General features: G+C 37.5%; 23 protein-coding genes and 2 pseudogenes. 15 read left to right on the top strand and 10 right to left on the bottom strand.

Features of this window, described 5'->3' with window-relative positions:
- The first annotated feature begins 304 nt into the window (after nucleotides 1-304).
- Nucleotides 305-1,594 (top strand): MFS transporter, encoded by a 1,290-nt coding sequence (locus ACFIK6_RS01565; RefSeq protein WP_375641487.1) that lies wholly within the window; start codon nucleotides 305-307, stop codon nucleotides 1,592-1,594.
- Here the strand turns inward: ACFIK6_RS01565 and ACFIK6_RS01570 are convergent.
- From ACFIK6_RS01570 to ACFIK6_RS01580, 3 genes are read right to left on the bottom strand one after another with little or no spacing between them, the layout of a single operon-like run.
- Nucleotides 1,591-1,854 (bottom strand): hypothetical protein, encoded by a 264-nt coding sequence (locus ACFIK6_RS01570; protein ID WP_375641556.1) that lies wholly within the window; start codon nucleotides 1,852-1,854, stop codon nucleotides 1,591-1,593. The two genes, ACFIK6_RS01565 and ACFIK6_RS01570, sit on opposite strands and share 4 nt — an antisense overlap.
- Nucleotides 1,844-2,026 carry a hypothetical protein gene (locus tag ACFIK6_RS01575; protein WP_375641488.1) on the bottom strand — a complete coding sequence of 61 codons (183 nt, stop codon included), beginning with the start codon at nucleotides 2,024-2,026 and terminating at the stop codon, nucleotides 1,844-1,846. Before ACFIK6_RS01575 ends, ACFIK6_RS01570 begins: the two co-directional genes overlap by 11 nt.
- A complete protein-coding gene (locus tag ACFIK6_RS01580; RefSeq protein WP_375641489.1) occupies nucleotides 2,026-2,472 on the bottom strand; it encodes a DNA polymerase III subunit chi in 447 nt (148 codons plus the stop codon). Before ACFIK6_RS01580 ends, ACFIK6_RS01575 begins: the two co-directional genes overlap by 1 nt.
- 394 nt (nucleotides 2,473-2,866) lie before the next feature.
- On the opposite strand from ACFIK6_RS01580, the gene lptF reads away from it, so the two are divergent.
- The 6 genes from lptF to rsmA all read left to right on the top strand — a co-directional run bounded on the left by lptF (nucleotide 2,867) and on the right by rsmA (nucleotide 10,406).
- Complete coding sequence (gene lptF, locus ACFIK6_RS01585; protein ID WP_375641490.1) at nucleotides 2,867-4,057, top strand: LPS export ABC transporter permease LptF; 1,191 nt, start codon at nucleotides 2,867-2,869, stop codon at nucleotides 4,055-4,057.
- The gene (gene lptG / locus ACFIK6_RS01590; RefSeq protein ID WP_375641491.1) at nucleotides 4,054-5,145 is read left to right on the top strand and encodes an LPS export ABC transporter permease LptG; all 1,092 of its coding nucleotides are present in this window, start codon (nucleotides 4,054-4,056) and stop codon (nucleotides 5,143-5,145) included. The genes lptF and lptG overlap by 4 nt, the downstream gene beginning before the upstream one ends.
- The gene (locus tag ACFIK6_RS01595; protein WP_375656775.1) at nucleotides 5,146-7,506 is read left to right on the top strand and encodes an LPS-assembly protein LptD; all 2,361 of its coding nucleotides are present in this window, start codon (nucleotides 5,146-5,148) and stop codon (nucleotides 7,504-7,506) included.
- A 109-nt stretch (nucleotides 7,507-7,615) separates the two neighbouring features.
- On the top strand, nucleotides 7,616-8,572 hold the full coding sequence (locus ACFIK6_RS01600; RefSeq protein WP_375677289.1) for a SurA N-terminal domain-containing protein: 957 nt from the start codon (nucleotides 7,616-7,618) through the stop codon (nucleotides 8,570-8,572).
- Nucleotides 8,572-9,585, top strand: a complete 1,014-nt coding sequence (pdxA, locus tag ACFIK6_RS01605) for a 4-hydroxythreonine-4-phosphate dehydrogenase PdxA (RefSeq protein ID WP_375641494.1) — start codon at nucleotides 8,572-8,574, stop codon at nucleotides 9,583-9,585. The genes ACFIK6_RS01600 and pdxA overlap by 1 nt, the downstream gene beginning before the upstream one ends.
- Nucleotides 9,576-10,406, top strand: a complete 831-nt coding sequence (rsmA, locus tag ACFIK6_RS01610) for a 16S rRNA (adenine(1518)-N(6)/adenine(1519)-N(6))-dimethyltransferase RsmA (protein WP_375641495.1) — start codon at nucleotides 9,576-9,578, stop codon at nucleotides 10,404-10,406. The genes pdxA and rsmA overlap by 10 nt, the downstream gene beginning before the upstream one ends.
- Nucleotides 10,407-10,436: 30 nt before the next feature.
- Here the strand turns inward: rsmA and gmk are convergent, their stop codons facing one another.
- The 7 genes and pseudogenes from gmk to ACFIK6_RS01645 all read right to left on the bottom strand — a co-directional run bounded on the left by gmk (nucleotide 10,437) and on the right by ACFIK6_RS01645 (nucleotide 16,841).
- Entirely contained in the window at nucleotides 10,437-11,114 is a 678-nt protein-coding gene (gene gmk / locus ACFIK6_RS01615) for a guanylate kinase (RefSeq protein ID WP_375641496.1), read from the bottom strand.
- Between the two features lie 301 nt (nucleotides 11,115-11,415).
- Nucleotides 11,416-12,528, bottom strand: a pseudogene (mltG, locus tag ACFIK6_RS01620) (endolytic transglycosylase MltG).
- A gap of 86 nt (nucleotides 12,529-12,614) precedes the next feature.
- Complete coding sequence (gene fabF / locus ACFIK6_RS01625) at nucleotides 12,615-13,877, bottom strand: beta-ketoacyl-ACP synthase II (RefSeq protein WP_375641557.1); 1,263 nt, start codon at nucleotides 13,875-13,877, stop codon at nucleotides 12,615-12,617.
- Nucleotides 13,878-13,978: 101 nt separating this feature from the next.
- The gene (locus ACFIK6_RS01630) at nucleotides 13,979-14,215 is read right to left on the bottom strand and encodes an acyl carrier protein (RefSeq protein WP_004860281.1); all 237 of its coding nucleotides are present in this window, start codon (nucleotides 14,213-14,215) and stop codon (nucleotides 13,979-13,981) included.
- A 261-nt stretch (nucleotides 14,216-14,476) separates the two neighbouring features.
- Nucleotides 14,477-15,214 carry a 3-oxoacyl-[acyl-carrier-protein] reductase gene (gene fabG, locus ACFIK6_RS01635; RefSeq protein ID WP_375656778.1) on the bottom strand — a complete coding sequence of 246 codons (738 nt, stop codon included), beginning with the start codon at nucleotides 15,212-15,214 and terminating at the stop codon, nucleotides 14,477-14,479.
- A gap of 17 nt (nucleotides 15,215-15,231) precedes the next feature.
- Nucleotides 15,232-16,176 (bottom strand): ACP S-malonyltransferase, encoded by a 945-nt coding sequence (fabD, locus tag ACFIK6_RS01640; RefSeq protein ID WP_375641498.1) that lies wholly within the window; start codon nucleotides 16,174-16,176, stop codon nucleotides 15,232-15,234.
- 77 nt (nucleotides 16,177-16,253) lie between these two features.
- A complete protein-coding gene (locus tag ACFIK6_RS01645; protein WP_375641499.1) occupies nucleotides 16,254-16,841 on the bottom strand; it encodes an undecaprenyl-diphosphatase in 588 nt (195 codons plus the stop codon).
- 329 nt (nucleotides 16,842-17,170) lie between these two features.
- Between ACFIK6_RS01645 and rpsF the strand changes: the two genes are divergently transcribed.
- The 8 genes and pseudogenes from rpsF (at nucleotide 17,171) to ACFIK6_RS01685 (ending at nucleotide 25,324) form a co-directional block, all read left to right on the top strand.
- On the top strand, nucleotides 17,171-17,578 hold the full coding sequence (gene rpsF / locus ACFIK6_RS01650) for a 30S ribosomal protein S6 (RefSeq protein WP_273723850.1): 408 nt from the start codon (nucleotides 17,171-17,173) through the stop codon (nucleotides 17,576-17,578).
- Nucleotides 17,578-17,826, top strand: a complete 249-nt coding sequence (gene rpsR / locus ACFIK6_RS01655) for a 30S ribosomal protein S18 (protein ID WP_375641500.1) — start codon at nucleotides 17,578-17,580, stop codon at nucleotides 17,824-17,826. Before rpsF ends, rpsR begins: the two co-directional genes overlap by 1 nt.
- Nucleotides 17,827-17,974: 148 nt before the next feature.
- Nucleotides 17,975-18,955, top strand: coding sequence for a hypothetical protein (locus ACFIK6_RS01660; protein ID WP_375656779.1), 981 nt, complete (start codon nucleotides 17,975-17,977; stop codon nucleotides 18,953-18,955).
- A 25-nt stretch (nucleotides 18,956-18,980) separates the two neighbouring features.
- Nucleotides 18,981-19,577 carry a 50S ribosomal protein L9 gene (gene rplI / locus ACFIK6_RS01665; protein WP_375677290.1) on the top strand — a complete coding sequence of 199 codons (597 nt, stop codon included), beginning with the start codon at nucleotides 18,981-18,983 and terminating at the stop codon, nucleotides 19,575-19,577.
- Nucleotides 19,578-20,171: 594 nt separating this feature from the next.
- Nucleotides 20,172-21,662, top strand: a complete 1,491-nt coding sequence (locus ACFIK6_RS01670) for a replicative DNA helicase (protein WP_375641503.1) — start codon at nucleotides 20,172-20,174, stop codon at nucleotides 21,660-21,662.
- 631 nt (nucleotides 21,663-22,293) lie between these two features.
- Nucleotides 22,294-23,217 (top strand): annotated as a pseudogene (locus ACFIK6_RS01675) (DnaB-like helicase C-terminal domain-containing protein); the annotation flags it as partial.
- A gap of 6 nt (nucleotides 23,218-23,223) precedes the next feature.
- Nucleotides 23,224-24,600, top strand: coding sequence for a DNA repair protein RadA (radA, locus tag ACFIK6_RS01680; protein ID WP_375641504.1), 1,377 nt, complete (start codon nucleotides 23,224-23,226; stop codon nucleotides 24,598-24,600).
- A 142-nt stretch (nucleotides 24,601-24,742) separates the two neighbouring features.
- A complete protein-coding gene (locus tag ACFIK6_RS01685; RefSeq protein WP_375641505.1) occupies nucleotides 24,743-25,324 on the top strand; it encodes a CvpA family protein in 582 nt (193 codons plus the stop codon).
- Nucleotides 25,325-25,343 lie beyond the last annotated feature (19 nt).

Consider the following 25,343-nt stretch of genomic DNA (forward strand, 5'->3'; position numbering starts at 1 on the left):
TGCGAATAAGGTTGATTCTTTAATGGATAAAAATGGCATCAAGCTTTAAAGGAAACAGCAATGTGAATGAGAGCTGCATTTATGCCCATCTATTGCCATATTCTACAGCATTTAAAGCAGTGTCTTTATTTTATTCAATTTGGATAATATATAGAATACTTCTTCATACTCATCATCCATAATCTTTGTTCTAATATATAACGAAGTGTCATAATATTGACTCGACACTGATTTGAAATTTCTATAGTTATAGTCAGTTAACTCGTCATTTGATTTGTCATATACTGAAAGGGACATTCTATTCATGTCTATAAACTCAGAAATGAAAGCTACAAGCAACAGAAACTCCCCTCGTCGGATCTTATTTGCAAGCCTTATTGGCCCAACAATTGAATTCTTTGATTTCTATGTCTTTGGCACTGCCGCAGCTCTTATATTTCCTCATGTGTTTTTTCCAACACAAAATGATCAGACTGCCATTTTACAATCTTTCCTAATATTTGGAGCAGCCTTTTTTGCCCGCCCTTTTGGATCAGTTGTTTTTGGGCATTTTGGAGATAAAATTGGAAGAAAAGCGACACTTATCGCTTCTCTTCTCACAATGGGTCTCTCAACAGTCATTATTGGTTTTCTTCCCACTTATGAAATAGCTGGGTGGTTTGCCCCTTTCCTCTTAACCTTGTGCCGTATTGGACAGGGAATTGGATTAGGAGGAGAATGGGGAGGAGCTGTTCTGCTCGCAACAGAAAATGCCCCTCCAGAAAAGCGCGGCTGGTATGCGATGTTCCCCCAATTAGGCGTTTCAATAGGTTTGTTTTTATCTATTGCTGTTTATTTAGGTCTGTTGCATTTCCTTGATCGTGCAGAACTTTTAGCCTGGGGATGGCGTATTCCTTTTATTGCTTCAGTTGTTTTTATGATTATAGGATTATGGGTCCGTCTTTCAATCAATGAAACTGTTCAATTCAAAAAAACTCTTGAAAGCAAAGAGCATGTCAAAGTTCCTATCATAGATGTCTTTTTAAAATGTCCACGAATCCTATTTCTTGGAATATTTTCTGGTATGGCAACTTTTGTTTTGTTTTACTTGGTTACTACATATTTATTAAGCTATTCAACAAACCATTTGCAATTGCCATTTCATCAAGCTCTTCAAATCGAAATTGTTGGTGCTATTTTTTGTGGGATTTTTACTGTCATCACTGGAAGACTCGCTGACCGTATTAGACGTAGAACTTTGATGATTTCGATTACAATCATCACCGGTATTTATTCTTTCGCAATTCCTTATTTCTTAGATTCTGGAGTTATAGGGGTCCTTGCAATGTCTGTTATTGGTTTGTCTCTCATGGGAATGATATACAGTCCTCTTGGTGCTGTTTTGGCTTCACCATACCCAACAGCAATTCGATATACCGGTTCTTCTATCACTTTCAATTTATCTGCTATCATAGGAGCATCTCTCGCTCCTTATATTGCAGAATATCTGGTGCAACATTTCGATACATCTTATATCGGTTATTATTTGCTTCTTGCTTCTTTTATTTCACTGATTTGCTTCGTCGGATTTACAGATGATGAAATATCCAACTAAAATATAATAACGAAAAGTAAAATAAGGACTGGCGGCAAAAATGCTGCCAGTTTCGTTTTTAAAGACAGGGGTTGCGGTATTTTCCACCACAATATTCCCGCGAACAAGGCACTCAAAAAGAAAAATAAAAAATCTGCAATATTACTCATATAAGCAACAGCAAACATTTCTGATAAGATATGCGTTGTCCCCAACCACGAAACGCAAAAGAAGGCCAACATCACAGCCCATAAAACAAGCAAAATTCGATCAATAATCATCATCATTATGGCGTTTCATTTTTTTAATTATAGGCCATATCTTTAGCATGCCTAAAAGAAAAATCACAATAAAAACCCAACGTCCTCCCCCTGAGCCTTCCGTAATAAAAAGTGCTGGATTTACTATTCCCAGCAATCCTATAAAAATCAGAACAACAGAGATGAGACGCATTAAACCTGTTTTTCCCAACGACGATCTTCAGTCTGTTGCCAATACGTTAAATTATGATTTTCCATTTTATATTTTTTCCACTGTGTACGAACGAGATTCAACTGCTCTTCACTGCTACCATCAAATATCACGACAAGCCGTTGATAAGCATCAATATCCGAACAAACAGCTCCCTCTATGAGAAAACGAACCTTTGAATCATTCGGATTTTCTTGTCCTGTTGTCAGAAATACAGGCTGAAAGTTTGAATATTGATCACACTCAGTTCCGTGTCCAATAAATGATTCATCCGCATAAACCCATAAATGCATATCCATAGAATCGCGTTGTTCTTCACTTACACATTGTATTGTTACCTTACAAAAACGAGCCAATGCACGCTCTACAAGCGTCGGCAAAATATCTTTTAGCGTTGACTGCGTCAAATGATAGAATAAAATATCCAACCTCTTAAGCCTTCATCATTCTTTATAAAAAAGCTAACATCTTTTTAGAAAAACTTCTATATCCCTAATACAAAGGAAACGGTTCAAGATATAAACCCTCTTTTTTGATTAAGATGCATCACCTTTTTGCACGTGTCCTTTAAAAGACAAAAGTTTTTATTTTCAACGTTAATAAAAAAAATTAAGTTATTTTCTAGATTCTTTGTAGACTATAGTTGAAAATAAAATATAATGTGCGGAAAATTTAAAGAGGACCTCATAGGCAATTTTATATTATTTATTTGGTAAAATATCCAATTCATGAAAGGATATTTTTTCAAACTTTATTACATTTTAACCGAAAGCAGTAAAAATATTTGCTATCGAATTAAAAACTGAGGATTTTTCCCAATTTATGCGTATTATTGAGTTCTACATCCTGAAACGTGTCCTTGTTTTGTTTAGTTCTGTCATGATTGCTGCAGTGGGCGTTAGTTGGACTATACAAATTCTTGCACGGATAAACTTTCTCACAACAAGTAAACAAACACTCCTTACAGTCTTACAATTTTCACTCTCATTGGTTCCTTCTGTTATTTTTCTTGTCATTCCATTTGCATTAGTGATCGCAGTTACAACCATCCTCTCAGCAATGCATCAAGACTCAGAACTTGCTGTCATAAATGCCTCTGGTTTTCCTAAAAGTACTGTTTGGAAACCTATCCTTCTTCTTGCTATTGTTGCATCCTGTATCTCCTTTTCTATAGCTAATTTTGTTGTTCCTCAAGCGCGTCTTCATATGCGACAAATGCTAGCAAGCGCTCATTTTGATCTTATTAATCTATTCATTAGTGAAGGGAGCTTTCAAAAACTCGCCAATAACCTTTACATAGAAATTGGCGAACGAAATCCAAATGGAACACTTGAACGCCTTTTCATTGCCGACCAGCGTGATCCTAAGACTGATCTTTTTTATTATGCAACAGACGCATCCATTGTGAGCAATAAAAACGGCAGTTTTCTGGTTCTCAATAACGGTGAAATAGAAAGAGTCAACCATCAAAATAACAGTGTTTCAATCGTGCAATTTAGCTCATATACTTTTAGCCTAGGAGAGTTTATCCCCAGTGATAAAACACCTACTCTTTATCCAAAAGATCGGTCTCTTTCTTATTTACAAAACCCTGACCCAAAAGATCCCTACTATCAACGAAAACCACTCCAATATAAAGCTGAATTTCACCGCAGATTAACACAATGGCTCTACCCTATTGTTTTTTCACTTATTGCATTAGCAGCGGCAGGGGATGTACGCTCCCATCGACAAGCGCGTCATTCCGCAAATCTCTCGGCAATTGCCCTTTCTTTTCTGGTGTATTGGATGGGATATTTTTTCGCAGAAAAATCAAAGAACGATCTTGCATACGTTCCTCTCCTTTATATTATGCCCATAGGAACAAGTGCATTTGTCTTTTTTATGCTTTTAACGAATCATAAAATTGGGCTTCCCACAAAAGTTAATGAGATACTTCAAATCGCTTTTCAAAAAATAATGAACAAATTTGAACATCGAAAATCTCAAGATTCCTCGGATGAAATATCATGATTGGGTGGACACTTGGACGATATTTTTTTATACGTTATCTTAAAATAACTTGTTATTTCTGGGGAAGCATTTTTGTTCTTGCTCTTTTAATCGATTTCACAGAGAATTCCGGTAGGCTATCTTCCCTTCCGCATTATACAGCAAAAGATGCATTTTTCCTCTCTGTTTTACGCATCCCTTTTATCATGCAACAACTTATCCCTTTCATTGCACTCTTTTCTGCAATGGCAACGCTTATCTCGCTCAACAAAAAACTTGAACTTGTGGTGACTCGTTCAATCGGTGTTTCTGCATGGCAATTTCTTATGCCAGCTTGTTTTGGTGCTTTTCTTTTGGGATTATTTTCAATTCTTCTCATTAATCCACTTGCTGCATGGGGATTTTCTCAAGCAGAAAAAAAGATGACTGAATGGCGCAATAACAATGTACTAACACCTCTTCACAATACAAGTATTCACTGGTTAACACAGCGTACAAATTTAGGCAGAACAACCATTGGTGCCAAATCTATCACCGATCAAGGGCTTTCTCTTCTCGATGCAACCTTTGTACAATACAATGACAACGCAACCGTCAAAAATTGGATTAACGTCCCAAAAGCAACCTTGACTAATGGATTTTGGCTATTAACAAATGGAACAATCTATAAAATAGGGCATCCTCCTGAAAAGTTTACCGTGTTGCAAATAAAAACCAATCTAAAACCTGAATTTTTAACGGAACGTTTAGTGAATCCCGCAACCATTCCATTTTACCAATTGCCAAAAAAAATTATGATTGCACGTTCATTTGGCTATTCTGCTAATAATTTTGATATGTATTTCCAATCTTTGATTGCATTACCAGCATTGCTTGTAGCAATGACCCTCATTGCAGCAACTGTATCTTTAAATTTTACACGTTTTGGGCAATCTAGAATGTTGATTCTTGGTGGCGTAATAGCTGGGTTTATGCTTTATGTTATTTCCGTACTTGTTCAAGCTTTTGGTAATGCTGGATATATTCCACCAATTATTGCAGCTTGGACACCCGTTGTTATTGCGTTATTCTTAGGAATCTCTTTTTTACTTCATAAAGAGGATGGCTAAGTGAAAGCATTAACACTTAAAAAAACTATTTTAACAAAATTAGGTGCTCTCGCTTTTAAAAGTGCTATGGGGGTTATTTTAGGAGGTGCTTTGTCCTATTGTGCGCACGCTCAAAGCCTTCTATCTCCTTCTCAAAGTCGCCTTCAAAATCCGGAATCTCCTCTTTTGCTCTCTGCGGATGAACTCATCTACAATCGTGATGAAAACACTGTTTCTGCACACGGTAATGTCCAAATCGAATATGATGGCAATAAAGTTGTCGCTCAAAAAATTATTTACAATCAAAAAACAGGGCGGCTTATAGCACAAGGGAACGTTGAAATTACTCAAAAGGATGGTAATAAAATTTATTCCAACCAAATTGATATGACCAAAGATCTGGGCGAGGGTTTTGTAAATGCCTTACGTATTGATACAGCCAACAACGTTCACTTTTCAGCCCAAAATGCTACACGCAAACACAATCACATAACAGTCTTTGAAAATGCAACCTATACAGCCTGTGAACCTTGCTCTTATAAACCAGATCGAGACGTCCTATGGAAAATTAAAGCAAGAAAGATCATATGGAATAATAGCGTCAAAAAAATTCGGTTTGAAAATAGCAGTTTTGAAGTTTTTGGTGTACCAATTATAAAATTTCCAAATTTTGAGATCTATGATCCAACTGTCAGGCGTGCTAGCGGTTTGCTTACTCCTCACTTTTTTTATACTGATTATCTCGGTATGGGGATAAAGAATTCTTATTTTTGGAATCTCGCCCCTCATTATGATTTTACCCTTTCTTCTACCATTTATACCCAACAAGGGCTTTTAACCGAAGGGGAATGGCGTCAACGTTTTAAAATGGGCAGTTATAATATTCGCTTTGCTCATATATATCAAATGAAACCGCATAGATTCGATAACGACACGATTGATGCTCAACATAAAAACCGTTATATGCTGGCGACAAAGGGGGATTTTCGTATTAATTCACACTGGACTTATGGATGGGATATTCTTGCTCAATCAGATCGGCATTTTAGTCGTGCCTATAAGCTTGAAAACTATAACAATCCTACACAACTTTCTCAGATCTATCTGAATGGTCTTGCAGGAAAAAATTATTTTGATATGCGTTTTTATCATTTTAAAGTTCAAGATTCAATATTGAATGATCCTCATTATGAACGTCACTCTCGGCAAGCATGGGTCCTACCACGCATCGATTATTTTTTCACACCAGATGAACCCATTTATAATGGAGAGCTTACCTTCCATAGTAATATGCAATCAATTTATCGTCGTCATGCTGACTTCAATTCACCCGACCAGAACGGAAACCCTCTCAACACAGTAAGACTTTCTGGTATGGCTGGAAATAGTTTGCGTTTAACAAACGAGCTTCAGTGGAAAAAGCGCATCAACACGCACAACGGACTCATCTTAACCCCCCTTCTCTCTCTACGAGCTGATATCATTACAACCAATGCAAACAAAAATCATACAGCTTCTATAGAAAACAATGCCTTATCCGCAATTCATGGTTCAAAAATTCGTGGCATGGCAACAGCAGGGTTGGAACTACGCTATCCCTTCCTCATTACAGCTGATCATTCTACACATATTATAGAACCAACCGCACAAATTTTTATACGCAATAATGAACAATATATTGGACAAATTCCTAATGAAGATGCTCAAAGCTTTGTCTTTGATGCAACCACTCTCTTTCAACGAGACAAATTTTCTGGTTATGATCGTGTAGAAGGTGGTACAAGAGCCAATATAGGTCTAAGATATTCTGGAAGCTTTAATGACAATTGGTCTCTTTATGGTCTTGTTGGACAATCCTTTCATCTAGCAGGAAAGAATTCTTTTGCAGAAAAGGACTTTCTCAATGTCGGTATTCATTCTAGCTTAGAGGCAAAACGTTCAGACTATGTTGCAATGTTTGGTACAACCCATAAAAGTGGTTTTTCCTTAGAAACGCGTGGACGCTTTGACAAAAAAACAGGAAAAATCCGCCGTAGTGAAATCGAAGCATCACAAAAATGGCAAAATTTTTGGGCGTCTCTACAATATGCCTATATCGCAAAGCAACCAGATTATGAATATTCTCAAGAGCGCCAAGAAATTTCTTTTCAAACAGGACTTAAATTGGCAGATTATTGGTCCATTAATAGCAACGCCGGTTATGATTTAGTATCTGGTACATTTATAAAGCGAGGAATTAGCTTGAGTTATCTGGATGAATGTTTCGGGTTAACATTCGGTTATCAACAGGTAACGAATCCAGGCAGAAAAACACCCTTGCAAAACTTTAATTTCTCTCTTTCATTGCGTACGATTGCAGATATCGGAAAAAAGATAGATTAATTTATAAAGGGAATGTATCAGTCATTTAACTTATCATTGTTTTTATGAAAGAAAGCGTGTATTTTAAGTTGTTGATGAGAATTAATAAACAATGCGAAAGCCTATTTACATGAATAAATTGAAAAAGCGTTTTCTTGCTTTATTTTATATTGCGTCTTTGAACGTAAGCAGCCTGCTAATAAATGAATTTTTGATTCCGACAGTCTTTGCGCAGACTTCTATTGTTGTTACAGTTAATGGCAACCCCATCACAAATTATGATATACAAAGACGCCTTGCTTTTCTCAGATTACAACAAAAGCAAGGCAATTTGGTGGCACAGGCTAAAAAAGAGCTTATTGACGAAAAGCTAAAAAATATTGAAATAAAACGTCGTAATATTGAAGTAAGCAATGATGAAGTTGATAGAGCTTTTGAGAATTTTGCGACACAAAATAATATGACGATTGATCAGCTCAACCAGATTCTGATCCAAACTGAGATCACTGTGCAACACTTTAAAGATTACATCCGTGGACAAATAGGATGGGGGCGTCTTGTTAGCGCACGCTATCAAGCTGAAACCGGTATGATTAGCGAACAAGAAGCTGTACGCAGAATATTAAAAAATGGTGGTGTAAAACCTTCAACCAACGAATATACATTACAGCGAATTGTTTTTGTCATTCCTGCACATCGTCGTTCAGAGATCTTTGAAAGACGTCAAAGAGAAGCAAGTAATTTTCGCGCACATTTCCGTGGATGTGCCAATGCTCACAATCAAGCAAGAGGTATTTTAGACGTTACTATCCGCCACTTAGGAAAGTTTTTGGAGCCACAACTTCCTAATGCATGGGAACAAGCTATTCTTGAAACGCCTGCTGGAAAAATGACAAAATTACAAGAAACATCTGATGGAATTGAAGCAATTGCTGTCTGCAAAATAAAAAGAGTTTCTGATGATTATGTCGCTCGACTGATATTTTCTCTTCAAGATAGTAAAAAAAGAAGCCCGCAAAAACTTGAAGAATTAAGCAACAAATATTTAGGAGAGCTGCGGCGAGTGGCGCGCATTCAAAATTCATAATGGCTGCTCTTATTGTTAGCGGTGGTGATCCTGCCGGAATTGGTCCTGAAATAGTACTAAAAGCGTGGAATTTGCGTGTTACGCGCCAAATTCCACCTTTTGTACTTCTTGCTGATCCCGATGTTATTCGTTCACGCGCTCGTTTTTTACAGATTGATGTTGAGGTGCAATCTGTTCTAATCGATAATCCCGCAAAAAATTTTCAAAACGCTCTTCCTATCATACCGTTAAAAAACAAACAAAGTGATCAATTAGGTATACCTTCATCGAATAATGCCGCTGGAATCATTGAAGCAATTAAACGCTGTGTTCAATTGATTCAAAATGGCCATGCATGTGCACTTATCACTTGTCCTATTGCAAAAAAGAATCTTTATGATGCCGGTTTTCAATTTCCAGGTCATACAGAATTTTTAGCCGATTTAGCCCATAAAGCTTTTCATAAATATTATCATCCAGTTATGATGTTAGCAGGTCCTCGATTAAAAACAGTACCAATAACTGTTCATATTCCATTTAAAAATGTTCCTTCACAGCTTACCCGTGATTTGATTATTCAAACGGTACTTATTACTGAATGTGACTTAAAAACACGGTTTAAAATAACGTCACCCCGACTAGCTGTTGCTGGTCTTAATCCTCATGCTGGAGAAGGAGGTGCAATGGGAAAAGAAGATATTGAAGTTATCACTCCTGCCATTGAATTTCTTAAAAAGAAAGGACTCAAGATTGCAGGCCCGCTGCCTGCCGACACAATGTTCCATGAATGCGCAAGAAAGGCATATGACGTTGCCATTTGTATGTATCATGATCAAGCCCTTATCCCTGTTAAAACATTAGACTTTGATAGCACTGTTAATGTCACGTTAGGTCTACCTTTTATTCGCACGTCTCCAGATCACGGAACTGCTTTTGACATTGCTGATAAAGGGATAGCCTCTCCCGAAAGCTTTATTGCTGCTCTTAAACTTGCAAATCAACTTGCCGAAAATAGTTTAATACCATGCCAATAGATAATCTCCCTCCTCTGCGTGAAGTCATTGATATATATGGATTACAAGCGCATAAATCTTTGGGGCAGAATTTTCTTTTTGATCTTAATTTAACATCTAAAATTGCTCATCATGCAGGCAATATAGAAGGAAAACCTGTTCTTGAAATTGGTCCAGGTCCTGGAGGTCTCACACGTGCCTTGCTAGCAAAGGGTGCCATTGTAACAGCAATAGAACGCGATGAGCGCTGCATACCAGCTCTCTTAGAAATAGAAAAGCACTATCCTAAAAAATTAAAAATTATTTGTAATGATGCACTGAAGCAAGACTTCACAAAACTCTTTGAAATAAGCCCAGAAAAACCTCGCATTATTGCAAATCTTCCCTATAATATTGGGACACAACTCTTATTAAATTGGCTTTTGACTGAACCATGGCCTCCTTTTTATGAATCAATGACATTGATGTTTCAACGTGAAGTTGCCAAACGGATTACAGCTGAACCTCAATCTACTCATTATGGACGTCTTAGTGTTTTAACTGGCTGGCGTACCACTGCTAAAATTGCTTTTGACGTGCCCCCTCAAGCCTTCATACCAATACCTAAAGTAACTTCTTCCGTTGTTCATATTATTCCACGAACACAACCTCTTGCCTGCTCAGCACAAAAGCTAAGCCTCGTCACAAAAACCGCCTTTGGACAAAGACGAAAAATGCTTCGTCAAAATCTCAAAACACTTGGAGGTGAAGTATTGTTAGAAAAAGCTGGAATTGATGGAACGCGCCGTGCTGAAACGCTCTCGGTTTCCGAATTTGTAACTTTAGCGCATCTCGTGCTCTAAAAAATTGCACTTTTTGTTATGCAATCTTTTTTAATCAAGACATTTATCGATCTTTTCAGCAATAAGCCCATCAACAAAAGAACCAAGATAAGAACAGCGCTCGCGTTTTGCGGTTTCAGCCAAATAAATTGATTTAATAAAAGATAAAGACTGATCTAAATCTTCATTAATCACAACATAATCATAAGAACGCCAATGCTTTAACTCCGTTCGTGCATTTTCCAATCGTAAATTGATGATATCTTGACTATCTTCTGCTCGACGATGTAAACGCGAAACAAGCTCTTTCATTGATGGTGGAAGGATAAAAACAGATACAGTGTCCCCTAGCATCTTTTTTTGCAACTGTTCGGTACCTTGATAATCAATATCAAATAACATATCACGGCCAGTACTTAGTGCGTTTTCAACAGTTTCACGTAAAGTGCCATAATAATTTCCGTGAACTTCTGCCCATTCAATAAATTCATCTCTATTACGCTTATATTCAAACTCTTCCTTTGAAATAAAGTGATAATGCAGTCCATCTACTTCACTAGGACGCCTTTTCCTTGTGGTCATACTTACGGAAAGCTCTAATTGTCCATCTTTTAGAAGTAATCGAGAAATTGTTGATTTACCAGCACCTGAAGGTGAAGAGAGAATAAATAAAAAACCGCGGCGCTGATTTATTTTTATAGCACTCAATTTACTTTCAAAGACTGTCATTACATCACTCTACTTTGTTCATAAATGTTTCTCCAAAATTTGAATTATACATTATCTCAATCTTTCCCCTAATCAATGTGTTTTCTTAGCAATTCTCGATGTTATTCTGCTCTTTTTTGAGGTAAGTTATTGAGCAGTATATTCACTGCTTTTTTAAATATTTTTATCCATATGCTAATCTCACTTATGACAGACAAGAAAATGATTTTTTATCATTCTCATAAAAAGTTTAAATAGAAAAATTTTACTATATTTTGGATTCTCATTTACGATGCAAAAAAAATGTGTTATCATTATAAATTCAATGTTTTGCCTTTAATTCTCGCCACTTGCGAACATTCATATTATGTTCCTCTAAAGTTCGAGAAAAAACATGCCCTCCTGAACCATCAGCAACAAAATAAAGTGCATCACTGCTTGGTGGATGTGCCACCGCTTTCAAAGAATCTCGACCTGGATTTGCAATAGCTGTTGGGGGCAACCCATTAATTTTATAAGTATTATATGGTGTTTCCTTCTCAAGATCTGAACGATAAATCGCACGACCGGATGGTTTTCCTTTTCCTCCAAAGAGACCATAAATTACTGTTGGATCCGATTGAAGACGCATATGCTTTGTAAGGCGGTTATAAAATACCGCAGCAACCATTGGTCTTTCTGCTGCAATGCCTGTTTCTTTCTCAACAATTGAGGCTAATATAACGAATTCATCAATTGATTTAATAGGTAAATCAGGGGAACGCGTAGCCCATATAGCATGAATTAATTTTGTCTGTCCTTCACGCAATCTGTTTACAATCTCTTTACGCGTTGTCCCCCGAATAAAACGAACAGTATCCGTCATTAAACAGCCTTCTGGAGGCAAAATGTTTGGAAGGTCTCCAATCAAAATTTCATTCGCAGCTAATCGATCAAAAACTTGCTGAACCGTTAAACCTTCAGGTACTGTAAATGTATACTCAATAGATTTTCCTTTCACAAGAATATCCATAATATCCTGCATCGAAGCATGAGCCGGAATTAAATATTCACCAGCCTTCAGATGCGTTGTTTTTTGGTGATAACCAACCCCATAAACAAAAATATCTGATGATCGAATGAAACCACGTTTTTCTAGCAATGAAGCAATTTCACGAATTCCGGTACCAGGATGGATAAGAACAATTTGTTCTTCCTCAATTTTTCCCTTTTCTTCAAAAATACTCTTTCCAATATAAAGAGGAATACTTATGGCGAAAAGAATAATCACAATCAGCATAAGAAAAAAATGACCGAGAATAACCAACGGATTACGGACGATAGATGATTTCTTTCGTTTTTTATGTATTAACATGTCATAACTATCTGCTCAATGGTTTGAAGAGGAATCACTTACGTCCTTTAATAATTTTCCATATTGGACATAACTCCTCAATAGCGATTAAGGACAATATTATAATTTCTCATTCACCTTATAATAAAGGTGAAAACTCAAAAGCAGAAATTAAATAAAAATACTTATTATCCCCTAAAACGTCGCATCACCAACGATGCATTTGTTCCACCAAATCCAAAAGAATTAGAAAGAATCGTATCAATCTTTCGTTCACGCGGTTTGTGTGGTACAAGATCGATTTTTGTTTCAATCGATGGATTGTCAAGATTAAGTGTCGCTGGGGCTATATTATCCCGTATAGCTAGAACAGAAAAAATAGCCTCAGCAGCACCGGCAGCACCAAGTAAATGCCCGATAGATGATTTCGTTGATGACATAGAAACTTGTGGTGCATAATTCCCTAAAACACGCTCAACAGCCGCTAGCTCTATGGAATCAGCCATCGTTGATGTACCATGAGCATTAATATAATCAAGTTCACTCACATGCACCTGTGCACGCTTAAGAGCAGCTATCATACTACGCTGAGCCCCTTCACCACTTTCTGAAGGCGCTGTAATGTGGTAAGCATCACCGGATAAACCATAGCCAATAACCTCAGCATAAATACGCGCTCCTCGTTTTTGGGCATGTTCCAGCTCTTCTAAAACAACAACTGCCGCTCCTTCCCCCATCACAAAACCATCACGATCAGTATCATAAGGGCGTGACGCCCGTTCAGGATCATCATTGCGACAAGTAGAAAGAGCTCTACACGCCGCAAAACCTGCAAGAGATATCCGATTTATCGGAGATTCAGCCCCCCCTGCCACCATGACATCTGCATCACCAAACATAATTAAACGTGCCGCATCACCAATCGCATGCGCCCCTGTCGAACAAGCCGTTACAACAGAATGATTAGGCCCCCGTAAACCATATTGAATAGACACATAACCAGAAGCAAGATTAATCAAACGACCTGGAATAAAAAAAGGAGAAACACGACGTGGTCCCTTATCACGAAGCGTATAACCAGCTTCAACAATGCCCTCAACTCCTCCAATTCCCGAACCAATTAACACACCTGTACAAATCTGATCTTCATCACTCTTAGGAAACCATTCGGCATCTGCAAGCGCTTGGTTGGCAGCAGCCATTGCATAAACAATAAATGCATCAACTTTACGTTGCTCTTTAGGTTCCATATACAAATCAGCATTATAGGTCCCCTCTGTTCCATCCCCTAAGGGGATGCGCGCAGCAATCTGGCATGGCAAATCTGACACATCAAACTCAGTGATACGTCGGACACCACTTCTTCCTTCAAGAAGTCGTTTCCAACTATATTCAATATTACCAGCTAATGGAGATACCAATCCTAAACCAGTAACAACAACACGTCTCATAACTTCTAACCTTGAACCAAACTTCATCTCTCAAAGCTCTCTTTTCAGAAGAGCTCCGAAGAATATAGGCAAAAGCAATTTATGCCTTTGCCCTTTAGTAATCACGCAGAAGCTTTATCAATGAACTTGACTGCATCGCCAACTGTGAAAATCGTTTCAGCAGCTTCATCTGGAATTTCTACCCCAAACTCTTCTTCAAAAGCCATAACGAGTTCAACCGTATCAAGGCTATCAGCCCCTAGATCATCGATAAAGCTTGCATTTTCTACAACTTTATCAGCATTAACCCCAAGATGTTCCACGATAATTTTCTTAACGCGCTCTACTGTATCACTCATGTTGAAATCCTCGAATTTATATTTTCCTATAATTTGGTTAACTATATCGGTTCATCTAATCAAGCAATAGATACATTACTTTAAAAGATTTTAGTAATGATTTAAAACATCCTGTGGATATCCCCTACAAAATGAACCAATCTGACATTTCGACATCAATTGATCAACGACCATATTAAAGAAATAGATGCATCTTTCTATTTCAATCGTTACTATCTAAAATAATACAACTCATAAATCAATGTGGAATAAAATAAATACTCAAATCATTGCCATTCCACCATTGATATGGAGTGTTTGACCTGTCGTATAGGCTGCTTCATCGCTTGCTAAATAAACAGCAGCAGCGGCTATTTCTTGCCCACTTCCCATACGCTTCATTGGAATTGCAGCCATAATGGCTTCTTTTTGCTTTTCATTAAGCTTGTCTGTCATTGCAGATTTAATAAATCCTGGAGCAATACAATTGACAGTAATGTTTCGCGAAGCAATTTCCTGTGCCAATGCTTTAGAAAAACCTATCAAGCCTGCTTTTGCAGCACAATAATTCGTTTGTCCAGGGTTTCCCACAACACCAACAACAGATGTAATGTTAATAATCCTTCCATAACGGCGGCGCATCATAGAATGTATTAATTCACGCGTCAAAAGAGAAGCAGCTGTTAGGTTAATTTCTAAAACATCATCCCAGTCTTTATCTTGCATACGCACAAAAAGACCATCCTTAGTGATTCCCGCATTGTTAACCAAAATATCGACGTTATCCATTTCTCTCTCTGCAACTTCAGCCAATTGTTTAATCGATTGGCGTTCAGAAAGATTAGCGGGAAACACAAAAACATTCTGCCCTAATTCTGCAGCCACTTCTCTAAGCTTTTCTTCACGTGTTCCATGAAGTCCAACAATGGCTCCTTGTGCATGAAAGCAGCGTGCAATTGCCTCACCAATTTCTCCTGAAGCCCCCGTTACAAGAGCTTTACGCCCTGTTAATCTAAACATTTTTTACTCCTTATAGATTAAATGCCAAGTATGCCTAGCGCTGATTCTATTTCATCAACTGTTCCAATTGTTACCCCCTTTATATCCTTGTTAATACGGCGCGTTAAACCTGTTAATACTTTTCCAGAACCAACTTCAAAAAGCGTATCAACCCCATTAGCAGCGATCCATTCTATCGTTTCACGCCACCGCACCCTTCCAGTCACTTGTTGAACAAGAAGAGTAGTAATACGCTCTGGATTGCTCTCAGGTGCAACAGAAACATTGGCAATCAAAGGAACAATAGGGGGAATTTTGTTAACAGTCAAAAGTGCTTTCTTCATGGCATCAGCAGCAGGTTGCATTAAAGATGAATGAAAAGGTGCAGAAACTGGAAGAAGAAGTGCACGTTTTGCACCTTTTGTTGATGCAATCTCTACCGCTGCCTCAACTGCTTTTGCTTTACCGGAAATAACAATTTGCCCACCACCATTATCATTGGCAATCTGACATAGTCCTTCTCCAGAAACAGTTTCGCAAATTTCTTCCACAATGTGCTCTTCCAAACCAATCAGTGCTGCCATAGAACCTTCACCAACCGCGACAGCAGCCTGCATAGCATTGCCACGAATACGCAAAAGTCTTGCCGTATCTGTGAGAGTAAATGTGCCAGCAGCACAAAGAGCCGAATATTCGCCTAAAGAATGCCCCGCAACAAACCTTACCTTTTCTTCTATACGAAGCCCTAATTGTTTCATCACACGAATGACCGCCATGGATACAGCCATTAATGCCGGTTGTGCATTTGCTGTTAACGTTAAAACATCTGCTGGTCCTTCAAAAATAATCTTTGATAATTTCTCACCCAAAGCATCATCAACTTCCTCGAAAACCATCCGTGCGGCAATAAATTGCTCTGTAAGCGCCTTTCCCATACCAACAAGTTGACTCCCCTGCCCTGGAAAAATAAAAGCTGCACCCATTTATCAACTCCTAAAATTGTACAATTAAATTATTTTCTTTTGACCTTATTCATCCGCACAAATCAAGATAAAGCCCTTTATTTAAAACGAATACCACACTTAAAATTATATTTTAAGGGCGGAATTTGATATAAAAACTTAGGAAAATAGGGTGCTATAAACTGAATAACACCCAAACTTATGAGACTTCCTAAAATTGCACCTGCTAAAATATCAAAGGGATAATGTACACCCACAAAGACGCGCGCCCAACAGATCAAGCACAAAAACACCGTGGCAAATTTAAAAGAAACTTTGTATTGGTAAAAATAAAAGTTAGCTGCATAAGACGCAATGGTCAAGGCATGATTACTAGGAAAAGAAGCTGTTGCACGATGTTGAATAAGCGGTGTCGTCAGCCCTACCACGAATGGGCGAGGACGAAAATAAAAAAGAGAAATGAGATAACCTGTGAAAAGAGCCGCACAAATACTCATGCAAATGCTTAGCGCGACACGTCGTTCTCTTTCCCCACCACAAAACCACAACGCACAAAGATGGAGAGGAATAATATAAATTAAAAACTTTGCACAAAAAATACTAAACGAAATCACAATCGACCAAGCTTGATGATCGTCGACAAACATTTTAAAGAGTGTAACATCAATCTGGTTTAAAAAGTCCATTTTTCTCTCCTTTATGTTACAGTGCTATCTTTTTATAGAAGAGGGAAATATATCAAGATTTAACAAATCAATTTTTTTATGTGCATAAACTTGCTATTTTAAAAGATAACCTGTAGATATGAAATATTCGTTGCCGGCACTTTAGCTGGAGGTTGAACGGAGGGCTGTAAAATATCAGTAGGAAATACAATGTTTCCGGCCTCCCGTGTCTCCGCTCTCGGATGTCTCAAATTGTAAACGCGTCCTTTCTTCTTTGGATTTCCCAAAAAGACAAGTCGCAGAGGCTTTGCGCTAAAACCGGTAAGATTTAATTGAAGAAAGGCAAAACAATGGCTCTTTATGAACATATGTTCCTTGCCCGACAAGACATTGCACCGCAGCAAGTTGATGAACTTTTGAGTCTCTACAAAGGTGTCATTGAAGCGCATGGTGGGAAAGTTGGGCGTATAGAAAATTGGGGACTTCGTCCTCTTGCTTACCGTATTCGTAAAAACCGTAAAGCTTATTATGTCTTGGTCAATATTGATGCACCAGCTTCAGCAATTGCTGAAGTGGAGCGTCAGATGCGCATCAATGAGGATATTTTGCGTTATATGACTATTCGCGTAGAAAAACACGAAAAAGAAAAATCTGCTATGCTCTCACACCTTGATCGCAATAGTCATATTGGACACGATGAAGAGCGTCCTCGTTTTCCACGTCGTCAACGTGAAAATGCTATAGAAGGGGTAGAATGATGACTGATACTAATCAAAACTCTGCACGTCGTCCCTTTAATCGTCGTCGTAAAACATGTCCTTTTTCAGGGACAAACGCTCCTAAAATTGATTATAAAGACATCAAGTTGTTACAGCGTTATATTTCCGAACGTGGAAAAATTGTTCCTTCACGGATTACTGCTGTTAGCCAGAAAAAACAGCGTGAATTAGCTAATGCTATCAAACGTGCTCGCTTTTTAGGCTTACTTCCGTACGTTATAAAGTAAACGATAATACGCTATGCAACTGGAGAGTTTCTCCAGTTGCCTTTCTTATATGGTTAAAAAATAGCTTGTTATATCCTATGTTAAGCTATTGAATGTCAAAGTTGGGGTATTGACATGCCCCTAACTGCAGAAAGCAGGACAGCAATAAATGAAAAAAAATCGTACCTATGAGATATTAACCGGTATTTTGGCAGGATTATTTGCTGTTGTGATAGGAATGGCAATCATCAGTGTTGCAAATGTCGTGCCCCCCTTTTCTCTTCTTCTTGGCTGCTTTCTTTCATTGCCAATTTTTATTGTTGCGTTCGGTCAAGGAACATTAGCCAGTCTCATTGCCCTCATAAGTGCCACTATTGTTCTTATCGTAACCACTAATGCCTATATTGCTCTTGGCTTTATGTTGTTATTTTTCCTTCCTGCTGTCTATGCTTCTTGGCTTCTTGGGCTTGCACGTCCAGCGCAAAAAGAAAACGAACTAATATGGTATCCATTATCATCGGTTATTTTTCATTTAACTAATTTTATCGCTCTTATAGCAACTTTCATTGGGCTCTATGTTCAAACCCGTCCTTCCACACCCTTCATTGCAAAAAAAATCACCGAAAACATAGCACAAACTCTGCAACAATCACAGACAATAAAAGAAGCCGATATACGCGCTTTTAGTGAGTTTTTAATAACGCATACAGCAACTTTTACTGCTGTTTCTTTGACTATTTATAGTTTGGTTTTTCTCATTGGTAACCTTTACTTTTCCATGATAGCAGCACAACACATGAAATGGCTGAAAAGACCCCGTGATGATTGGAGCCAAACTCTCCGCCTTCCAATTTCTGGAATTGTTATTTTCATTATTGTTTGCATAGCATCGATGGTTGAGTTGAGCGCTTCTCTTAACTTGAGTGCCTGTGTCTTTAGTACTGCATACACTGTCATCATATTAATTAGCGGTCTAGCATATCTTCACAATATTACAAAAGGGGTAAACGGTCGGATTATTATACTTTCTCTTGTTTATATTGCTATTTTAACAGTTGTTTTTACTCCACCTATTTCTTTCATGATGATTTTGATGGGAATTTGGGCTGCTATTCAATACAATTTTCAATCACGCAAAAAACTCCACTAAATTTATTTGTTCGAAAGGAAAAACTATGGATATTATTTTACTTGAGCGCATTCCTCGTCTTGGTCAGATGGGTGATATTGTCTCAGTTAAAGATGGTTATGCACGTAATTTTCTCTTGCCTCAAGGTAAAGCTTTACGCGCAAATGAAGCTAATAAAAAACATTTTGAAATACAACGTGCACAACTTGAAGCACGTAATCTTGAACGCAAAAGCGAAGCGCAAAAAATTGCTGAAAAACTTGATGGACAATCATTCATTGTTGTTCGTTCAGCTGGTGAAACAGGACAACTTTATGGTTCTGTCTCAACACGTGATATTGCTGAAATTATAACAGATGAAGGCTTTTCTATTGGGAGAAATCAAATAGAACTTAACCATCCAATAAAAATGATCGGTCTTCACACTATCACTCTTAGCTTACATCCTGAGGTTCAAATTTCTGTGATTATTAATGTTGCACGTTCTACCAGTGAAGCACAACGCCAAGCAGAAGGTGAAACTCTCACTTCGGCTAAAGAAATATATAATATTCAAGAAGAATTATTAGAAGAAAGTCAGGAAGAATTATTAGAAGAAGAAATTAATGACAACGATATAAACAGTTCTCATCAAGAAGCTTAATTGCTATTTTCGCTTTCTGTTTTATATTTTTATTTCATTTTAAATATTGCTCATAAAATACTCACACTTTAAAATTGAGTATTTTATGGCTATCATACATAAAGAACCTAATTTTTATGAAAGAATTAGAAATATATTATTTCAAAGGCATTACATGCTGAGAATGATAGTATCGCTAAGAAGAAATGTCTTTTGTTTTCCAGCATATAAAGCAAAAATAATTTAAAGCTCTACCCTTAAGGGTAAGGCTTGTATGAACGGTAAGTTGATTGTATCCTCACATGATCTGAAATAATTTCAGTTATAAAAAAGTAATTCTGCTTACACAGATATTGGAATTTTAAGGTCATGTAACTTCAAAATACTTAAATTTAGAGTAGCAAAACTTCCACTTTAAAATCACATATTATAAAATAAAATAGATAGACGTAACATAAATAATACACAAATGATCAATGAGCAACGAAATGATGGTTTTGAAAAATTATATAATCTTAACTTAAAATGAAGATTTGTCGCTCTATTCTTTTAATTATACGATTTTCAATTTATCGCCTAAAGTAGCTAGACTTAGATTTTTAGTGGAAAAATATTATGGAAGAAACTAACGTTGTTAATGTAGGCTCTTCAAAAAAAGAAGATTCTCCTTCTTTTCGGCAACTTCCTTATAATATTGAAGCTGAACAGGCATTGCTTGGTGCCATCTTTATCAACAATGATTCTCTTGACCGCGTTTCAGATTTTCTGAAACCAGAACATTTTTTTGAACCATTGCATCAAAAAATTTATCATGTTTTATCTCACCTTATTAAAACAGGAAAGCGTGTAGATCCAGTTACAATAAAGCCCTATATCCAAATGGAAGAAAAAATTGGAGATATTACTGTATACCAATATGTTGTTCGCTTAGCCACAGAGGCAGTCACTATTATTAACGCTGAAGATTATGGACGCGTCATTTATGATCTTTTTATCCGACGGTCTTTGATTAACCTTGGAACTCAAGTTGTCAATACAGCTTTTGATGCTCCTGTGGAGCTCACGCCTACCCAACAAATTGAAACTGTTGAAAATCAGTTATTTGAGCTAGCCGAAAAAGGGAAATATGGAGGTGGATTTGAAAATTTTAATGAGGCTATCAAAAAAGCTATCGATATGGCAAGTGCTGCGAAAAAGCGCTCTTCACAATTATCAGGGATAGCCACCCATATTAAAACACTTGATGAAAAAATGGGAGGATTACAAGCATCTGACTTAATTATCCTTGCGGGCCGCCCTGGTATGGGTAAAACCTCACTAGCTACCAATATTGCCTTTAATATTGCTAATGCTTATAATCGTAATGCCAATATCCAAGAAAATGAAGGTGGCATTGTAGGGTTCTTTTCACTTGAAATGTCCTCCGAACAGCTTGCAACACGTATTATTTCTGAACAAACAGAAGTCTCTTCTTCTGATATTCGGCGGGGTAATATTTCTGATGAACAATTTTCAAAAATTATTCGTGCCGTGAACCAACTACAAAAGGCACCACTTTATATTGATCAAACTGGGGGAATATCAATTACGCAATTAGCTGCCCGTGCGCGGCGTCTCAAGCGACAACATGGTTTAGATATCCTGTTTATTGACTATATCCAACTCATGACAAGCAGTTCAAAGCGTTCATCAGAAAATCGTGTTCAAGAGATCACAGAAATTACCACAGGATTAAAAGCATTAGCGAAAGAATTGAATGTTCCTATTATCGCTCTCTCTCAACTTTCACGTCAAGTAGAAAATAGAACAGATAAACGTCCACAACTCTCAGATTTACGTGAATCTGGTTCAATTGAGCAAGATGCCGACATCGTTCTGTTTGTCTATCGCGAAGAATATTATCTCAAAAATGAAGAACCAAAGTTAGGTAGCTTGGAACATCAAAAATGGCAAGATGAGATGGATAAAATTATGGGAAAAGCTGATGTTATTATTGCGAAACAGCGCCATGGGCCAACAGGGATCGTGCCACTTGCCTTTCAATCTGATTTCACACGCTTTAGTGATCTGGCAGATAGCAATTATCTTCCAGAGCAAATTGGTTAAATCAACATGGGGCGTAATCGTATTCAATTTATCTGCCAAAATTGTTAAACCATTCTTCCCATTAGAAAAAAATGTAGCTCTTATCAAGAATGAAATTTCTTACAAAGAATTATTTTCAATGATTCTAGCCTCCGTTATTTGCTATTTAATAACATTCCTCTTGAATGAAATGATAACACATCTCTTAACAATGTTATAAGTGGGGTACATATATTAAAATCCATAGCTAATTTAAACCTTGCTATATTGTTCCTTCTTTTACAAAGTCTCCTTCTTGCAAGACACCCATTTTCTCGTTATTAAATTTAAAAATAATTGCTGCTATTGTGTACGGCAAGCTATTATGAAAATATCAGAAGATTTCCTCTTCATAGAAAAATCTCTAATTTTTAAACAAAAATATTTTCTAATCTATCTGAAAAAAACTACCCTAATTACCGCATATAAAAAAACAAGCTGTGTTTTAAATACTACAGTACAAAGAAAAATTTACAACATGCAAAATATTTTTGATATAAAATTGCATAAAAACTGATATCTAACAAAGAAAAGGTATATAATTATGCTAGAAAAAAAAGAAGACTGTGATAGTGGATTTAACAGTCTTGATAATGCAATCAAAAGAGTTATTGATATAGCAAGTGCTGCAAAAAAACGCTCTTCGCAAATATCAGGGATAGCCACTCACATTCAAACACTTGATGAAAAAATGGGAGGATTACAAGCATCTGACTTAATTATCCTTGCGGGCCGCCCTGGTATGGGTAAAACCTCACTAGCTACCAATATTGCCTTTAATATTGCTAATGCTTATAATCGTAATGCCAATATCCAAGAAAATGAAGGTGGCATTGTAGGGTTCTTTTCACTTGAAATGTCCTCCGAACAGCTTGCAACACGTATTATTTCTGAACAAACAGAAGTCTCTTCTTCTGATATTCGGCGGGGTAATATTTCTGATGAACAATTTTCAAAAATTATTCGTGCCGTGAACCAACTACAAAAGGCACCACTTTATATTGATCAAACTGGGGGAATATCAATTACGCAATTAGCTGCCCGTGCGCGGCGTCTCAAGCGACAACATGGTTTGGATGTCTTAATTATTGATTATATCCAACTCATGACAAGTGATTTAAAATACACATCTGAATATCGCATTCAAGAAATCACTGCAGAATTAAAAGCATTAGCCAAAGAATTAAATATCCCTATTATTGCTCTTTCACAACTTTCACATCAAGTTGAAAACAGAACAGATAAACGCCCAAAACTTTTAGATTTAGGTGGATTTGGTTCTATTGAGCAAGATGCCGACATCGTTTTATTTGTCTATCGTGAAGAATATTATCTCAAAAATGAAGAACCAAAGTTCGGTAGCCTTGAACATATGAAATGGATAGAAACAATGGACAAAGTTTTTGGAAAAGCTGATGTTATTGTTGCGAAACAGCGTCATGGACCAACAGGGATCGTGCCCCTTGCCTTTCAGTCTTCTTTCACACGATTCAGCGACCTGGAAGATATTGATTATCTTCCAGAGCAAATTGGTTAAATCAACATGGTGCGTAATCGTGTTCAATTTATCTGTCAAAATTGTGGAACTGTCCATTCTCGTTGGGCAGGAAAATGTAGTGCTTGTGGAGAATGGAATTCCCTTATCGAAGAAACTATAAATGGCGGAATCGGAAGCGGTCCTAAGCAAAATGCTCGTAAAGGACGCATTGTCACACTCACATCTCTTTCTGGAAATATCGAAGATGCTCCACGTATTCATTCTGGTATTGCTGAACTTGATCGTGTTACCGGTGGGGGCTTTGTTCGTGGATCAGCACTCCTTGTTGGAGGTGATCCGGGTATTGGTAAATCAACATTGCTGACACAAACAGCTGCTGCTTTATCACGCAAAGGATATAATGTTATCTATGTTTCAGGTGAAGAGGCTATTGCGCAAATTTGTCTGCGCGCGCAAAGGCTTGAAGCGAACAATACAGAGGTGAAACTTGCTGCTGAAACCAATGTTGAAGATATTCTGGCAACCTTAAGCGAACATAAAAACCTTGATATGGTGATTATCGATTCGATTCAAACCCTATGGTCAGATACAGCAGATTCAGCACCTGGCACTGTCACACAAGTACGTATCGGTGCTCAGGCAATGATTCGCTTTGCCAAGAAAACAGGAGCCGCCGTTGTTCTTGTTGGACATGTTACAAAAGATGGACAAATTGCTGGTCCTCGGGTCGTTGAACATATGGTTGATGGCGTTCTCTATTTTGAGGGTGAAGGAGGGCATCATTATCGCATTCTTAGAACTGTAAAAAATCGCTTCGGACCAACAGATGAAATTGGTGTCTTTGAAATGTCTGATAAAGGATTGCGCGAAGTGATAAATCCATCCGAATTATTTTTAGGGGAACGTAATGAAAAAGCCCCAGGCGCTGCTGTTTTTGCAGGAATGGAAGGAACACGCCCGATACTCGTGGAAATTCAAGCGCTTGTTGCTCCTTCTTCCCTTGGAACACCAAGACGTGCGGTTGTCGGATGGGATGGAAATCGTCTTTCTATGATTCTTGCCGTTTTAGAAGCCCATTGTGGCATTCGTTTTGGACAGCATGATGTCTATCTGAACGTGGCAGGTGGATATCGCATATCAGAACCCGCTGCTGATTTAGCTGTAGCCGCTGCTTTGGTATCTTCTCTTGCCAATATCGCATTGCCAACGGATTATGTATATTTTGGTGAAGTCAGTCTTTCAGGAGCTACCCGCGCTGTTTCACATTCAGCACAGCGCATCAATGAAGCAAAAAAACTCGGCTTTCAAGGAGCCTTTCACCCCACAACAACAACCGAAATGATGAAGTCGCCCAATTTTCAACAAAAAACTTTCTCCGACCTTCCCGAACTCGTTGCTACTCTTACCGTAAGTAAAAAATGATCTGCACCACAGATATGATAATATAGAAAAAACTCTATAAAATACAAAAGATCCTTGCTATAAGAACAAAAAATGGCATAACAAAAAACATATTTGCGCACAGACTTAAAAGAACACAATTTTATGTATAAGGAACAAACAAATGATCATAACAATCCTTGATGGAATTGTCGTAGTAATCATCCTGTTGTCCGCTTTTCTTGCTATGCTTAGAGGCTTTTCACGTGAAGTGTTATCGTTGATTTCTTGGGCAGTTGCAGCTGTTACGACACTGTTTTTATTCAAACCTGTCTTACCTTTCTTTGAACACTATCTCTCTAATAAAATGATTGCATTGATCACAACATTAGTCACAATTTTTATTATTGTTCTCATTATTACTTCAATTATTACAATGAAGATCTCTGATTTTATTATTGATAGTCGAATTGGTATCCTTGACCGTGCTATTGGTTTTATTTTTGGAGCACTTCGTGGTTTACTGATCATGGTCATCGGTATGTTGCTGATTAATGCACTGATTAAACCTGAGCTTCAAGCGAATTGGTTAAAAAATGCAAAAACAAGGCCTATTTTAGATTCATTGGGACAAAAAGTTTGGGAAATACTCCCAAAAGATATTGGATCTGTTCTTGAAAAGGCAGAAAATTTGTTTAAAGACAGCAATAAACATACGTATGAGAAACACTCTCATGAAAAGATAATTTTAAAAAATAGAGAATAGTTTTTCATGAGGAGAGAGA

This window comes from Bartonella sp. AS69XJJH (assembly GCF_042195585.1).
Classification (GTDB): domain Bacteria; phylum Pseudomonadota; class Alphaproteobacteria; order Rhizobiales; family Rhizobiaceae; genus Bartonella.